The organism is Brevibacterium ammoniilyticum, assembly GCF_038429965.1.
GTDB lineage: Bacteria > Actinomycetota > Actinomycetes > Actinomycetales > Brevibacteriaceae > Brevibacterium > Brevibacterium ammoniilyticum.
Window position 1 is genome coordinate 41619 of sequence record NZ_BAABNP010000002.1, and the last position, 14686, is coordinate 56304.

The following is a 14686-nucleotide window of genomic DNA, read 5'->3' on the forward strand; positions in this document are numbered from 1 at the left end:
CCTCTGACTTGGCACGGAACCGCCGGTGCCCTATATTCGACACGGTCAGGACTGTCGCTGCGCGGGCTCGCGCAGCCGGGGGTCCGGCGTTCGAAAAAGGAACGCGAAGCGGCATTGTTGCGTGAGACACATATGGATCACTCTCCATATCCCTCAGCTGCGAAAGGCCGCCCTCATGGCGCACACCTCGGCGCACGTCGCCCACACTCTGACCCGTCACATCGACGAGGTCTTCGGACTCATGGGCAACGGCAACGCCCACTTCCTCGATGCCCTGCTCACGACCACCTCGGCGACCTACACTCCGGTCCGGCACGAAGCCGGCGCGGTCGTCGCCGCCGATGCGCATTTCCGCACCTCGGGTCGACTCGCGGCCGCCACGACGACGTACGGTGCGGGCTTCACGAACACGCTCACGGCCCTCGCCGAGGCGGCACAGGCGAAGGTGCCCCTCGTCCTCGTCGTCGGGGACGAACCCACCTCGGGACCTCGGCCGTGGGACGTCGATCAGATCGCCATGGCCTCGGCGGTCGGCGTCCGCACGTACACAGTGGGCCGGGTCGACGCTGCTGCGGCCACGGTGACGGCGATCGAGCACGCCCTGACCTACCGGGTGCCGGTGGTCCTCGCGATCCCCTACGATGTCGCGACGCTCGAGATCGGTGAGATCCCCGACGTCCCCGGCCCTGGAACGCGTGCACCCCTGGCCCCGAACGGCGCCTCCGCGCAGGCCGCTCTCGATCGTCTGGCGGAGGCTCTCGCCGAGGCGCAGCGCCCGGTCATCCTCGCCGGACGCGGCGCGTGGCTGGCCGGGGCATCGGCGCAGCTCGGCGAGCTCGCCGAGGCGACCGGTGCGCTGACGGTGACGACGGCATTGGGCCGCGGGGTGTTCCCGGCCGCCGAGTTCGATCTCGGTGTGGCGGGCGGCTTCGGGGCACCAGGGGCGATGGAGAGGGTCCGCGAGGCCGATGTCGCCGTCGTCATCGGGGCCTCGCTCAATCAGTTCACGATGCGCTTCGGTGAGCTCTTCGCCCCGACCACCGCGGTGTGGCAGATCGACACCGATGAGCGCGCCACGCATGCTCGGGTCGGCGGATTCGTCCGCGCCGACGCCCGGCTGGCGACCGCGGAGCTCACCCGTCGCCTCGCCGAGGCGGGTGCGAGTCCGAGCGGGTGGCGGGAGTCGGTGGACACGGCGGCCGATCGTGTGTACGCGGTGGGGTCGGAGTTCGGCTCGGACGGTCGGCTCGATCCGCGGGCGGCGGCGTCCCGCCTCGGCGAGCTGCTGCCGGAGGACCGGGTCATCGTCTCCGACGGCGGCCATTTCATCGCGTGGGCGAACATGTTCTGGGAGCCGAGCGCACCGGACCGGATCGCCATGGTCGGCACCGCCTTCCAGTCGATCGGGTTGGGCTGGCACAGTGTGGCGGGGGCGGCACGGGCGAACCTGGATTCGACGGTCGTGCTCACCACCGGGGACGGCGGCGGGGTGATGGCTCTGTCGGATCTCGACACGGCGATCCGTTCGGCCGGCGGGCGCGGCATCGCGGTGGTCTTCAACGACGCCGCCTACGGTGCCGAGGTGCACCTCTACGGGCTCAAGGGCCTGGCGAAGGAACCGATGCTCATCGACGAGATCGACTTCGCGGCTTTGGCCACGGCTGCGGGCGGCCAGGGCGTGGTCGTGCGCGAACTCGCCGATCTCGACGTCGTCACCGAGTGGGCGTCGACCCCGGTGGACGAGCGGAGGTTCCTCGTCCTCGACCTGCGGATCTCCGGCACAGTCGTCGCACCGTACCAGGAGGAGGTCATCCGCGTGAACGCGTGACGGTCTGCGGGTATGACGAAGCCCCGTCCGTCTGGTCGGAACCAGGCGGACGGGGCTTGTCCTTGAGTGGAGATGGCGGGAATCGAACCCGCGTCCGTCAGCAGATTGTCAGGACTTCTCCGGGCGCAGTTCGTGAAGCAGTTTCTTAGGTTCTGGCCATCGCACGAACACGTAGACCAACGAACGGATTTGGGTAAGAGTCCCTCAGATGCCCCCAACGTGCATCTGAAGCAGTGGCCTCTTAAGCGACGCCAGGAACTAGAGCAGAGGCAACTCTAGGCTGACGGATTCGCAGCTCGCGCTCAATCAGGCAGCGAGGGCGAAATCGGTGCGGTTTTCAGATTTAGCACCTATTGTTTTGCAGAGGACATTAACGAGATGACTCTGCATTCTCGGCCCGCTTCTCCCGACGCAGTGTCCAACGTCGAAACCGATCATCCCCATATTCTGTTGCCAATCCTGTTCGCCACTCTCACCTGCAATGACAGGATCCTGCCGGCGACAGGAACACCAGCATACTCTCTCAACACCGGCCGGGCCAATCGCATTCCCGACTGTGTCGGAGACTTCCGCGCCGGGGACTCCGGTTCCACTCGAACCTGGGCTCCACCTCGGCGGAAGGTGTCCGCGTACGTCTCAGAGGTACTGCTTGGACTTCATGGCCCTCTCGGCCTCGCGCTTGTCCTGCGATTCGCGCAGCGCCTGGCGCTTGTCCCATTCGCGTTTGCCTCGGGCCAGGGCGATCTCGACCTTGACCCGCGATCCCTCGAAGTAGAGTTCGAGCGGGATGAGCGTGCGCCCGGACTCCTTGACCTTCTGGGAGATCTTGAGGATCTCCTCGCGGTGGAGCAGCAGCTTGCGGCGCCGGCGCGCGGCATGGTTCGTCCACGTCCCCTGGAGGTATTCGGGGATGTAGACGTTCTCGAGCCACGCTTCGTTCTGGAAGATGAGCGCGAACCCGTCGGTGAGCGAGGCCCGGCCTTCGCGCAGGGACTTCACCTCGGTGCCGGTGAGGACGAGACCGGCCTCCCACGTGTCCTCGATGTGATAGTCGTGGCGAGCCTTGCGGTTCCTCGCGATGACTTTCTTCCCGGTGTCCTTCGGCATGACCGGCCTCCTCTCAGGTCTCAGCGGATACGGCTGACGACGCATCCCACGTGCGCATTCGCCTGCGCACACAGACGGACAAGTCTATCGCACGCACGCGCTCTGCGGAACCGCGGCTGCGACCCCGTCCTGCCGGCTTACGAGATGAACGGCATTGCGTTGACGTAGTCGCCGCTCTCCATGATCTCGAAGTGGAGGTGGCAGCCGGTCGAGGCGCCCGTGGTGCCCGAGATCGAGATGACGTCGCCCTTCTTGACCTTCTGACCGTCGCGGACCTTCACGCTCGTGTTGTGGTTGTACGTCGAGGCGATCGACTTGCCCTTGATCTTGCCGTGGGAGATGACGACACGGTTGCCGTATCCGCCGGCCCAGCCCGCGGAGACGACGATGCCGTCACCGGCCGCGCGGATCGGGGTGCCGCAGGGCACGCCGAAGTCGGTGCCGGTGTGGAGTTTGCGGTTGCCGGTGATCGGGTGGATGCGGTAGCCGAACTGGGAGGTGATCGGGAAGCCCTTCGCGGGGTTGGCGAGCACACCGTCGCCGTAGACGAAGTTGCCCTTCTTCTCCTGCTCCTTCTCCCAGTCGCGGACCTTCTTCGCCAACCGGTCCTGCTCGGCTCGTTCGTCCTCGAGCTGCTTCTCGGTCTTGTCCTTGTTGTCCGAGATCGTCTTCTCCGCCGCGTCCTTGGTGGAGATGAGGTTGTTGAGGTCGTCGGCCTTCTTCTTCGCGTCGGCCTGCGCGGCCTCCTTCGCGATGACCGCCTCGGCGGCTTCGTCCTTGAGTCCCGAGATCTCGTCGGTGACCCCGGACAGCCGCTCTTCGTTGTTCTGGTTGAGCGCCCGCTGCTCGGAGAGGTCATCGATCGTGCGCTGCTGGGAGCGCACCGCGGAGTCGACGCGGCCGATCCCGCCGTCGGCGCTCGTGCCCTGCGCCATCTGCAGGAGCATCGCGAGGTCCGAGGTGATGCCGGAGTTCTGGTAGGCCTGGCGACCGATGCGCGCCGCCTGGGTGCGATGCTTGTCGATCTCCTCGGCGCCCGACTTGATCTGGTCCTTGAGGTCGGTCTGGGCGTTCTCCGCCGAGGTGAGCCGGGCGGCGAGGTCCTCATCCTTCTGGATCGCCTCGGCCAGGGCGTCATCGGCCTGCCGGGAGGCCTCCTCGGCGTCCGGGAGGGCCTTCTGCGCTTCGTCGCGTTCGGCGATGACGCGGGCGAGCTCCTCGTCGAGGCCCTCGAACTCCTGCTGGAGCTCCTTGACCCGGTCATCGACCTTGCTCTTGTCGTCGCGCGGATCCGCCGTCGCCGAGGTGGCGGGCAGGACGATAGCGAGGACCGCGGCCGTGATCAGAAGGGGAAGCCTGCGTTTCATATCAGACCTTCGTGTACTTGTTCAGGGTGATCAGCGACGATGCGCCGGCCATGACGACGCCGATGGCGATGAGGATCGGGGCGACGATGAGGACGTCGACGCCGGAGATGAGGTTGAAGCCGGTCGCCTGCTCCTGCAGCCAGCCGCTGACCCCGAAGTGGACGAGGAGTCCCAAGGTGCCGGCGGCCAGGGTCGCACCGATCGCCGCGGCGATGACGCCTTCGAGGAGGAACGGCAGTTGGATGAATGAATTCGAGGCGCCGACGAGGCGCATGATCCCGGTCTCCCGGCGTCTGGCGAACGCGGAGAGCCGGATCGTCGTGGCGATGAGCAGCATCGCGCACAGCAGCATGATGCCGGCGATGACGACGGCGACGACGGTGGCGACGTTGAGGACCCCGAAGAGCCGGTCGAGGAGCTGGTTCTGGTCGACGACCTCCTCGACACCCTGGGTCGAGGAGAAGTACTCCTTGATGATCTCGTACTTCTCGGCGTCCTTGAGTTTGATCCGGTACGACTCGTTCATATCGGACTCGGGCACGGTGCCTTCGAGGCTCGTGCCTTTGAACTGGTCCTGGAAGTGCTTGTACGCCTCGGCCTTGTCCTCGAAGTAGACGGTGTCGACGTAGGGGGCGAGCTCGGGTCCGGCGAGGGCGTCCTCGATGTTCTTCTTCTGCGCGTCGGTGACCTCGCCGTCGACGCAGTTCGTCGCCTCGGAGTCGGGCGGGCAGAGGAAGACCGAGACCTGGACGCGGTCGTACCAGTAGTCCTTCATCTGCCCCACCTGCATCTGCAGGAGGATGGCCGCGCCGACGAAGAGGAGGGAGACGAAGGTGACGAGGATGACCGAGAGCACCATCGAGAAGTTCTTCTTCAGGCCGGAGCCGACCTCGGAGAGGATGAAGCCGGCCCTCATGAGGCGACTCCGTACGTGCCGTGCTCGACGTCGCGGACGATGCGACCCTCGGAGAGTTCGATGACGCGCTTGGCCATGCGGTTGACGATCTCACCGTCGTGGGTGGCCATGAGCACGGTGGTGCCGTTGCGGTTGATCTTCTCGAGCACCGCCATGATGTCAGCACTCGTCACGGGGTCGAGGTTGCCGGTCGGCTCGTCGGCGAGCAGGATGCCGGGCTTGTTGACCACGGCGCGGGCGATGGCCACACGCTGCTGCTCACCGCCGGAGAGTTCGTGCGGGTAGCGCTTCTCCTTGCCGGCCAGTCCCACGGTCTCGAGGACGTCGGGCACGAGTGTCGACATCGCCGCGCGTGACTTGCCGATGACCTGGAGGGCGAAGGAGACGTTGGCGAAGACGGTCTTGTTCGGCAGCAGACGGAAGTCCTGGAACACCGTCCCGATCCCCCGCCGCAGGTAGGGCACGCGCCACGACGGCATCTTCACCACCGATTTGCCGGCGACGGCGATGCGGCCCTTCGTCGGCACCTCTTCGCGGAGGATGAGGCGGATGACCGTCGACTTGCCCGATCCCGAGGCCCCCACGAGGAAGACGAATTCCCCGCGGTCGGCCGTGAACGAGATGTCGTCGAGGGCCTTGCGGGTGCGGGAGTCGTAGGACTTCGAAACGGAGTCGAATGTGATCAAGAGGGTCTTCAATCAGTCAGCGGGTGCTCGGCCGCTTCCACTGTACGTAACAGTTCCGTGATGTTCGGGGAGGCGGCTGGGCGTGTGTTGCGCATCTGATGAAGTTCACAGTCGCGCCGAGGCGGGACAGCGTGCCCGCGCCCGCCGAGGCGGATCAGTCCTCCTCGGCGTTCTCCTGCTGCTTGCGCCAGCGGATGCCGGCCTCGATGAGTCCGTCGAGGTCGCCGTCGAAGACGGCCTGCGGGTTGTTGACCTCGTAGTTCGTCCGCAGGTCCTTGACCATCTGGTACGGGTGGGTGACGTACGAGCGCATCTGGTCGCCCCAGCTGGCCTTGATGTCGCCGGCGAGTTCCTTCTTCTGCGCCGCCTCTTCCTGGCGTTTGCGCTCGAGGAGGCGGGACTGGAGGACGCGCATCGCGGCTTCCTTGTTCTGGATCTGGGACTTCTCGTTCTGCATGCTCACGACCACGCCGGTGGGCAGGTGGGTGATGCGCACGGCGGAGTCGGTCGTGTTCACCGACTGGCCGCCGGGGCCCGAGGAGCGGTAGACGTCGATGCGCAGGTCGTTCTCGTCGACCTCGATGTGGTCGGTCGATTCGATGAGGGGGACGACCTCGACGGCGGCGAAGGAGGTCTGGCGGCGGCCCTGGTTGTCGAAGGGGCTGATGCGCACGAGGCGGTGGGTGCCGGCCTCGACGGACAGGGTGCCGTACGCGTACGGGGCGTTGACCTGGATCGTCGCGGACTTGATGCCCGCGCCTTCGGCGTAGGAGGTGTCGAGCTCCTGGACGTTGTAGCCGCGGGACTCCGCCCAGCGGATGTACATGCGGATGAGCATCTGCGCCCAGTCGGTGGCGTCGTCGCCGCCGGCCCCGGAGCGGACGGTGACGACCGCGGAGCGCTCATCGTATTCGCCCGAGAGCAGAGTGGAGATCTCGAGTTCGCTCAGCTGGTCCTTGAGCTTGGCGATGTCGCGTTCGGCTTCGACGAGCGAATCCGAGTCGCCTTCGGCCTCCGACATCTCGATGAGGAGTTCGGCGTCGTCGATGCGCTCCCCGAACTTCTCGAGCTTCTCCAGCGTGCCCTGCTTGTGGGAGAGCTTGGCCGAGGTCTTCTGCGCCGAATCCGGATCGTCCCAGAACGTCGGCGACGACGCTTCCTCCGTGAGCTCGGCGACCTCGTCCCGCAGGGTCGGCAGGTCGGAGACGTCGAGGATCGCCTGGTAGGTCTGGCGGAGGCTGGCGATTTCGGAAGCGTGATCAGTCGTGGCCATAATGCCTCGATTCTAGTCCATGGGCGGGGCCCGAGGCGCCTCCGACTCCTGCCCTCCATCGAGAGAGTCCATCCCGTCATCGGTTATTGTTCAAGTGACCAACAGTGAGTGGATGATTGCGCCGAGGCTGCTCCCCCGTTGCATCCCCGCCCTGACAGCACCCGAACCCGAGGACCGCCGATGACCCGTCAGCTCTACCGCAACGCCCGCATCTTCACCGCCGCCGAGCGCCCGTGGGCCGAGGCCGTCGTCGTCGAGGACCAGCGGCTGCTCTACGTCGGCGACGACACCACTGCCGCTCGCCTGGCCGGCGACGGCGCCGAGGCCATCGACCTCGGCGGGCGCCTCGTCCTCCCCGGATTCGTCGACGGGCACGCACACGTCGTCGGCACCGGCGAGGCCGCACAGCAGGTCGATCTCTGGGGAGCCTCCTCGGTGGAGGAGATCCAGCGCCGGATCTCCGAGTGGGCGGCGGATCATCCTCATGCGCCGCGCATCCGCGCCCAGGGTTGGGCGCACGGTGCGTTCGCTGGCGGCCACCCTCATCGGGAGATGCTCGACTCCGTCATCGCCGACCGTCCGGTCTATGCGCAGGCCTACGACTACCATTCGATCTGGCTGAACTCGGCGGCGCTTTCCGAAGTCGGCATCGATGCCGACACCGAGGCGCCTGCGGGCGGAACGATCCATGCCGATGCCGCGGGGCCGACCGGCCTCGTCGATGAGACTGCGATGCATCGCCTCGTCTGGCCGGTCCTCGATGCGCTGGTCACTCTCGACGACCTCGTCACCGCACTCCGGGCCTCCCTCGCCTCCTACCGGAAGATCGGGGTGACTGCGGTCACCGAGATGGCACTCGACGAGGGCGATCTCGCTGCGATGACGACGGTCGAGGAGGCCGGCGAACTCACGGCCCGCATCACCGCTCATTGGAGAGTGCAGCCTACCGGTGACGACTCCGCGAATCTCGCCCAGGTCGCGCGTGCGGCCGAACTCGCCGCACTCCACACCTCACCGCACCTGCGCATCACCGGAATCAAGGTGCTCGTCGACGGCACGGTCGACGGCTGCACCGCGGCCCTGCGCGCACCCTACGTCGACGGGTCGAGCGCCGAGCCGATCTGGACCCTGTCTGAGCTCGCCCCGGTCATCATCGCCGCCGATGCCGCAGGACTCCAGGTGGCCATGCACGCGATCGGCGACGAGGCGGTCGCGATCGCCATCGACGCCGTCGAGGCGGCGATCGCCGCCAACGGCCCTCGACCTCGGCGGCATCGGATCGAGCACCTCGAGGTCGTCGGCCCCGATGAGATCGAGCGGCTCGCCGCCCTGGGGATCACCGCGAGCATGCAGCCGGTCCATGCGGATCCGGCGATCCAGGACAACTGGCGGGCGATGCTCGGCGACGACCGCATCGACCGCGGTTTCCCCTGGCCGGAGATGACAGCGGCAGGGGCACCGCTCGTCTTCGGCACCGACTCCCCGACCTCGCCGCAGGCGCCGCTGCCGAACATGTTCATCGCCGCCACCCGCCGTTCGGCACTCGATCCCGCTCTCCCGGCCAATCTGCCGCGCTACGCCGTCAGTCTGCCGGAGGCGATCACACATGCGACCCGGGACGCAGCCTGGGCGAGCCGCCGTGACGGGGAGTTCGGTCGTCTGAGCGCGGGTCTGTTCGCGGACTTCATCGTCCTCGACACCGACGTCTTCGCGGCCGATCCCGAGGCTCTGCTCACCGCCGAGGTCGTCCGCACCGTCCTCGGGGGCCGAACCGTCTACGAACGCGCGGACGCCGTCTGAGCGATCCCCGCGTCGAAATCGCCGTGGTCCGGTGCAGTGAGTCTCGAGCGGCCGGGCCCGGTGGCAGCGGACGCCTCGGCGAGGGCGCCGGACTCCAGACCGAGCGCCCATTCGGCGACGTCGGCGACGAATGAGGTGAAGGCCGGCTCCTCGAAGACCTCGCGATCGTTGGCATAGGCACCGAAGCCGTCGACGGCGATGAGGATGCGGACCGCGGCCGCGGCAGGGTCCTGCGCGGCGAAGTCGCCAGTGGCGATGCCGGCGGCGATGAGGGCGGTGAGCTCGTCTCGGTCGATCGCCTCCTGGGCCTCGAGGCTCGCGGCCAGCGCGTCGTTGAACCGTGAGAGGTGTCGGGCGTTGAGCCACAGTCGGGAGAGATCGCGGGCATCGGCGTCCTGGACGGTGGCGGTGAAATGAGCCAAACGCCCCAGTGGACTGCCCGTCGGCCCGAGGAGTCGAGCCCGCTCGCCGGCCACCGCCTCGGCGAAGGCCGCCGCGATGAGGTCATCGACGGCCGGGAAGTAGTGGCTGATGAGTCCGGGACGCACGTCGAGCCGGGAGGCGACGAGGCGCAGGGTGATCCGCTCCAGCCCTTCGGCCAGGGCGATCTCGGCGGCGGCGCCGGTGATCTCGGCGCGACGCTGAGCCGGCGGCTTGCGCCGGGCTCCCGACTGCGCGCTTGACATCATGACCGCAATCCTATTTGATGATCGACAACATGTTATTGGTCCCATGACCAATAAAGGTCGGGGTCGACGACGACCCCGTCAGTCCCTCGAGAGGAACACCCGTGTCGGACCACTCCTTCACCGCCACCGGAGCGCGACGCGCACCCGCATCCGTGCCTCCGGGCGCCGAGTCACAGGGCACCATGCTGCCGACAGCGTCGACCGCGCGGGCATCGGCGCGCAGACCGGAGAAGCGCGGCATCGAGCACATCGGTGACGATCAGCGCCGCGGTCGCGCCCGAGATCTCTTCGCGGTGTGGGCGGCACCCAATGTCAGCGTGCTCAGCTTCACGATCGGCGCGACGCTCACGATCGTCCTCGGCCTCGAGATCTGGCAGGCCCTCCTCGTCATCCTCGCCGCGAATCTCCTGTGGGTGCTGCCGGGGATCGTCGCCATCAGCGGTGCGTCTGCCGGCACCTCGGGTTCGGTGATCCAGCGGGCGATCTACGGCATCCACGGCAACCGCATCGTCATCGCGTTCTACGGCTGGCTCGTGTCCGGGGTCTTCCTCGCCCTCAACTGGGTGGCGTCGTCGTTCATGGGCGCCGAACTCCTCGTCATGGCCGGGATGCGCAACCACACGCTCGCCCTCATCCTCGTCTCGATCGTCGTCTCGACGGCCACCGTCCTCGTCGCCGTCTTCGGTCACGCGCTCATCCTCAAGGCGTACGCGGTCATCACCGTCGTCCTCGTGACCGTGTTCGCCGCCGTCATGGTCGTCATCGGCGCCGACCTCGATTGGTCGTTCGCCCAGCCCGTGCCGCTGAGCGGAGTCGGTCTGTGGTCGAGTGTGACGATCGGATTCGCACTGCTGGCCTCGACTCCGCTGTCCTATTCCAACAGCGCCGATTTCGCGAGGTACCTGCCGACGGCGACGAAGCCGTCGGCGATCATCGCGGCCACCGCGTTCGGCGGGGCGGTGCCGAGCTGCATCTTCACCGCTTTCGGCGCGCTCCTCGGCAGCGCCGTGACGGCAGAGACGATGGCGGCGGAGGGGATCGAGAATGTGCTCCTCGGCATGCTGCCCGGATGGCTGGGCGTGCTCTTCGTCCTCGGGGTCGTCGTCAACACGATCGCCCTCAACGGGATGACGACCTATACGGCGAGCATGGCGCTGCAGTCGATCGGCGTGCCGATCCGACGCATCCCCTCGGCCGTGCTCATCGGGGTGCTCGGCACCGCGTTCACGATCGTCCTCGTCCTCTCGACGAGCCTCCTCGGCGCGGTCAACCTCATGCTCCAGTTCCTCCTCGTCATCTCGGTGCCGACGATGGCCGTCTACGTCACCGACATCCTCCTGCGCGGCAACCGCTACGATCCCGCCGGGCTCTTCGACGAGAGCCGAGGATCGGCGTACTGGTACCACCGCGGATTCGGACTGGCCGGAATCATCGCCGTCACCGCGGGCGGGATCGCCACCGCACTCTTCCTCTCCACCGAGGTGTGGACCGGCCCGCTCGCCGCCGCGGCCGGCGACATGAGCCTGCCGGTCCCGGCCGGCATCGACCTCTCCGTCCCTGTCGGCCTTGCGGTGTCGGCGGTCGTCTATCTGGTCCTCGTCGGTCGACGCGTCCGCCGAGGCGGGCGCTGACGCCACCCGATATACCCCTTCAAACTACACGTATGGCATTTCCCTAACGTCACCGGAAGTTATCCACAGATCGGCAGAAAGTCTGGATAAATGGGAAATTCGCGATTACATTGACACCAATTGACAGCCAATCGCATTGCCGGATAAGCGGACTCGCCGACAGCCGCCCAGGGGTTCACAGTGGAAGCCACCGAGGTCATCACCAGCGAGGTCCACAAGAGGATCAGGGACCTCGACGTGGATCCTCGGGTCGATGTGCAGCGGTCGCGTGAGGTCATCCGCACCGTCATCTCCGAATACGACGAACGCAGTCTCACCGCGAATCTTCCGCCGCTCGAAGACCGGGAGGCGACGTTCCGCTTCATCGACCACCAGCTCTCGGGCTTCGGCGCCCTGCAGGACTACTTCGAGGATCCCCGCGTCGAGGAGATCTGGATCAACTCCCCCAGCGAGGTCTTCATCGCCGTCGACGGCGCCCACCAGCTGACGACGACGAAGCTGACCGCGAGCGAACTCGACGACCTCATCGAACGCATGCTGCGCACCTCGGGCCGGCGCGTCGATCTCTCCCAGCCCTTCGTCGACGCGATGCTCCCCGACGGATCCCGCCTCCACGTCGTCCTCCCCGACATCACGCGCACCTCGCCTGCGGTCAACATCCGCAAATTCATCCAACGCCCCCGCAACCTCGCAGGCCTCGTCGCGCAAGGCAGCCTCACCCCGCCTGCCGCCCGCTTCCTCGACGCCGCCGTCGCCTGCGGCGCCAACGTCCTGGTCTCCGGTGCCACGCAGGCAGGCAAGACGACGATGCTCAATGCGCTGGCCGGCTCGATCCCCGCCCGTGAACGCATCATCAGCTGCGAAGAGGTCTTCGAACTCAACCTGCCCAGCCGGGACTGGGTGCCGATGCAGTGCCGACAGCCCTCCCTCGAAGGCACGGGAGAGGTCACACTGCGGGCGCTCGTCAAGGAGGCGCTGCGCATGCGCCCCACGCGCATCATCGTCGGCGAAGTCCGAGAGGCCGAGAGCCTCGACCTCCTCATCGCCCTCAACTCGGGCCTGCCCGGCATGGGCACGATCCACGCGAACTCCGCCCGGGCGGCGATCACGAAGATCTCCACCCTGCCGCTGCTCGCCGGCGCGAACATCTCCTCCTCCTTCGTCGTGCCCACAGTCGCCGTGAGCATCGACCTCGTCGTCCATCTCCGGCGCGACGCCTCCGGTGCCCGCCTCGTCAGCGAGATCTGCGCCGTCCCCGGCGGCGTCGAGGGCGACGTCATCGAACTCGACACGATCTTCCACTCACCCCACGGAACGCTCGTGCGCGGGCAGGGGTTCGGCCACCTCGGCGAGCGCTTCGCGACGATCGGCAAGGACCTCCACGCGATCCTGGAATCGACATGAGCTATTCGCAGATGAGCCTGCTCATCGGTGCCTGTCTGGGTGCCGGACTGCTGCTCGTGTGGATGTCGCTGTGGGAGGGCAGGCCGAAGACGCGCACACAGAGGCGATGGGTCCGCGAGGTCGACGACATGCTCACCACGGCGGGCTTCCCGCGCCTCCACCCGCTCCAGCTCGCCCTCGTCACCGTCGCCGTGTTCATCGTCGTCACCGTCGTCGCCACCGCGCTCACCCGGTCGTGGGCGATCGCCCTGTGCTTCGGGCTCTTCGCCTCGTGGCTGCCCTATCGGCTTCTCCAGCACCGCGCCCGCAGCAAGCAGGTGCTGCGCCGGGAGCTGTGGCCCGAAACCCTCGACCACCTCAACTCGGGCGTGCGGGCGGGCCTGTCCCTGCCCGAGGCGCTCAGCTCGCTCGCCCACCGTGGCCCCGAGCCCCTGCGCCCGCTCTTCGAGGTCTTCGCCGAGGAGTACCGGGCCAGCGGGTCGTTCGCGATCGCCCTCGAACGGTTCCGGCAGGTCGCCGCCGACCCCGTCGCCGACCGGATCGTCGCGGCACTCAGCGTCACCCGCCAGGTCGGCGGCAGCGACCTCGGCACGATGCTGCGAGCCCTCGCCCAGTTCGTCCGCGACGACGCCCGCACCCGCAACGAGCTCTCGGCCCGACAGCAGTGGACCGTCAACGGCGCCCGACTCGCCGTCGCAGCTCCGTGGGTCGTCCTCGCCTTCCTCTCGACGCGTCCGGAGACCGCCGCCGCCTACAACTCCCAGGCCGGACTCATCCTCCTCGCCGCCGGCTTCGTCGTCTCGCTGCTCGCCTACCAGGCGATGAAGAAGATCGGGCGCCTGCCCCAGGAACCGCGTGTCATCGCCGGATCGTCCCTGACCCGCTCGCCCTTCCCTCGCGGCGCCGAGGCGGGTGAACCGACGTGACCGCGCTGACCGATCCGCTCACCGTCCTCGTCCTCGGCACGGTCAACGGGCTGGCGCTGAGCTTCTTCGTCCTCTCCCTGCCGCCCCTGCGTCGACCCACCCTGTCCTCGCGGATCGAACCGTACCTGCGGGATCAGGAATCGCTCGTCGACGTCTACGCTCCCCCGACCCCGCGCCGCGAAGGACTCCTCGGCGTCCTCACCTCGGCGGCGATGACGACGACACTGTGGGTGACCTCCCGCATCACCACCGACGCGACGCTGAGCCTGCGGATCAGCCGCCTCGGCGGGCGGGCATCGATCGAACGGTTCCGGACGAATCAGATCCTCAGCATCCTCACCGGGATGATCGTCGGCGGCGGACTCGCCGGTCTCATCGCCGCCGGGCGAGGGTTCTCCCCGATCGTCGTCATCGTCCTCGTCGTCAGCGGCGGAGTCGCCGGACACATCGTCAACGACTGGCGTCTGAGTCAGGCGATCACCCGCCACGAATCGCGCATCCTCGCCGAGTTCCCCACCGTCGCCGAACTCCTCGCCCTGTCCATCACCGCAGGTGAGGGCATTGTCGAAGCACTGGAGAGGGTGTGCCGCACGTGCTCAGGCGACCTCGTCGACGAACTGCGCACCGCTCTCGCAGCCACCCGCACCGGCACTCCCCTCGTCGACGCCCTCGACCAGATGGCGACCCGCATCGCCATCCCCGAGATCGTCCAGTTCGTCGACGGACTCGCCGTGTCGATGACCCGCGGCACCCCGCTCGCCGAGGTGCTGCGCTCCCAGGCCGCCGACGTCCGGGAGCAGTCCCGACGCCGACTCCTCGAACTCTCCGGACGCAAGGAGATCGGGATGCTCGTACCCGTCGTCGTCTTCGTCCTGCCCGTCACGGTGATCTTCGCCGTCTTCCCCTCCCTCGCCGTCCTCGACCTCAGCCCCTGACCGCCCCTGTCCCCGCACCGCGACCCTCGACCTCTGACCAACCCGACGATCCCCGACCCTCAGGCCCCGATCCGCAGTCCCCGAAGAAGGAGGCACGATGTTCCATCACCTCACGACGAGTCTC

General features: G+C 67.5%; 12 protein-coding genes and 1 other RNA gene. 6 read left to right on the plus strand and 7 right to left on the minus strand.

Translation table 11 applies throughout. The features are described from left to right. The first annotated feature begins 175 nt into the window (after nucleotides 1-175). A complete protein-coding gene (locus AAHA49_RS02220; protein ID WP_339392190.1) occupies nucleotides 176-1828 on the plus strand; it encodes a thiamine pyrophosphate-binding protein in 1653 nt (550 codons plus the stop codon). Nucleotides 1829-1892: 64 nt separating this feature from the next. Here AAHA49_RS02220 and ssrA read toward each other — a convergent pair. The 6 genes from ssrA to prfB all read right to left on the minus strand — a co-directional run bounded on the left by ssrA (nucleotide 1893) and on the right by prfB (nucleotide 7177). After that, nucleotides 1893-2270, minus strand: a transfer-messenger RNA (tmRNA) gene (ssrA, locus tag AAHA49_RS02225). Between the two features lie 194 nt (nucleotides 2271-2464). Beyond that, nucleotides 2465-2935 (minus strand): SsrA-binding protein SmpB, encoded by a 471-nt coding sequence (gene smpB, locus AAHA49_RS02230; RefSeq protein WP_339392189.1) that lies wholly within the window; start codon nucleotides 2933-2935, stop codon nucleotides 2465-2467. 137 nt (nucleotides 2936-3072) lie between these two features. Further along, nucleotides 3073-4302 carry a peptidoglycan DD-metalloendopeptidase family protein gene (locus AAHA49_RS02235; protein WP_339392188.1) on the minus strand — a complete coding sequence of 410 codons (1230 nt, stop codon included), beginning with the start codon at nucleotides 4300-4302 and terminating at the stop codon, nucleotides 3073-3075. Nucleotide 4303: 1 nt separating this feature from the next. After that, nucleotides 4304-5218, minus strand: coding sequence for a permease-like cell division protein FtsX (ftsX, locus tag AAHA49_RS02240; protein WP_339392187.1), 915 nt, complete (start codon nucleotides 5216-5218; stop codon nucleotides 4304-4306). Next, the gene (gene ftsE / locus AAHA49_RS02245; RefSeq protein WP_339392186.1) at nucleotides 5215-5904 is read right to left on the minus strand and encodes a cell division ATP-binding protein FtsE; all 690 of its coding nucleotides are present in this window, start codon (nucleotides 5902-5904) and stop codon (nucleotides 5215-5217) included. Before ftsE ends, ftsX begins: the two co-directional genes overlap by 4 nt. 154 nt (nucleotides 5905-6058) lie before the next feature. Continuing rightward, nucleotides 6059-7177 carry a peptide chain release factor 2 gene (prfB, locus tag AAHA49_RS02250; RefSeq protein WP_339392185.1) on the minus strand — a complete coding sequence of 373 codons (1119 nt, stop codon included), beginning with the start codon at nucleotides 7175-7177 and terminating at the stop codon, nucleotides 6059-6061. Between the two features lie 180 nt (nucleotides 7178-7357). On the opposite strand from prfB, the gene AAHA49_RS02255 reads away from it, so the two are divergent. Next, a complete protein-coding gene (locus tag AAHA49_RS02255; protein ID WP_342037061.1) occupies nucleotides 7358-8977 on the plus strand; it encodes an amidohydrolase in 1620 nt (539 codons plus the stop codon). On the opposite strand, the gene AAHA49_RS02260 is transcribed toward AAHA49_RS02255, so the two are convergent. After that, a complete protein-coding gene (locus tag AAHA49_RS02260; RefSeq protein ID WP_342037062.1) occupies nucleotides 8953-9666 on the minus strand; it encodes a TetR family transcriptional regulator in 714 nt (237 codons plus the stop codon). The two genes, AAHA49_RS02255 and AAHA49_RS02260, sit on opposite strands and share 25 nt — an antisense overlap. Before the next feature lie 101 nt (nucleotides 9667-9767). Here AAHA49_RS02260 and AAHA49_RS02265 point away from each other — a divergent pair, with 101 nt between their 5' ends. From AAHA49_RS02265 to AAHA49_RS02280, 4 genes are all read left to right on the plus strand, one after another. Further along, nucleotides 9768-11297, plus strand: coding sequence for a purine-cytosine permease family protein (locus AAHA49_RS02265; RefSeq protein WP_425286494.1), 1530 nt, complete (start codon nucleotides 9768-9770; stop codon nucleotides 11295-11297). Nucleotides 11298-11477: 180 nt separating this feature from the next. After that, on the plus strand, nucleotides 11478-12701 hold the full coding sequence (locus tag AAHA49_RS02270; protein WP_342037063.1) for a TadA family conjugal transfer-associated ATPase: 1224 nt from the start codon (nucleotides 11478-11480) through the stop codon (nucleotides 12699-12701). Beyond that, nucleotides 12698-13627: a type II secretion system F family protein gene (locus AAHA49_RS02275; RefSeq protein ID WP_339392183.1), complete on the plus strand. Its 930-nt coding sequence runs from the start codon at nucleotides 12698-12700 to the stop codon at nucleotides 13625-13627. The genes AAHA49_RS02270 and AAHA49_RS02275 overlap by 4 nt, the downstream gene beginning before the upstream one ends. Beyond that, on the plus strand, nucleotides 13624-14562 hold the full coding sequence (locus AAHA49_RS02280; RefSeq protein ID WP_339392182.1) for a type II secretion system F family protein: 939 nt from the start codon (nucleotides 13624-13626) through the stop codon (nucleotides 14560-14562). The genes AAHA49_RS02275 and AAHA49_RS02280 overlap by 4 nt, the downstream gene beginning before the upstream one ends. The last annotated feature ends 124 nt before the right edge of the window (nucleotides 14563-14686 follow it).

Bases quoted from the DNA above. Each gene is read 5' to 3' on its own strand.
- smpB (WP_339392189.1), bottom strand. From the start codon at position 2,935: ATGCCGAAGGACACCGGGAAGAAAGTCATCGCGAGGAACCGCAAGGCT.
- AAHA49_RS02220 (WP_339392190.1), top strand. From the start codon at position 176: ATGGCGCACACCTCGGCGCACGTCGCCCACACTCTGACCCGTCACATC.
- prfB (WP_339392185.1), bottom strand. From the start codon at position 7,177: ATGGCCACGACTGATCACGCTTCCGAAATCGCCAGCCTCCGCCAGACC.
- AAHA49_RS02255 (WP_342037061.1), top strand. From the start codon at position 7,358: ATGACCCGTCAGCTCTACCGCAACGCCCGCATCTTCACCGCCGCCGAG.
- AAHA49_RS02275 (WP_339392183.1), top strand. From the start codon at position 12,698: ATGAGCTATTCGCAGATGAGCCTGCTCATCGGTGCCTGTCTGGGTGCC.
- AAHA49_RS02235 (WP_339392188.1), bottom strand. From the start codon at position 4,302: ATGAAACGCAGGCTTCCCCTTCTGATCACGGCCGCGGTCCTCGCTATC.
- AAHA49_RS02260 (WP_342037062.1), bottom strand. From the start codon at position 9,666: ATGATGTCAAGCGCGCAGTCGGGAGCCCGGCGCAAGCCGCCGGCTCAG.
- ftsX (WP_339392187.1), bottom strand. From the start codon at position 5,218: ATGAGGGCCGGCTTCATCCTCTCCGAGGTCGGCTCCGGCCTGAAGAAG.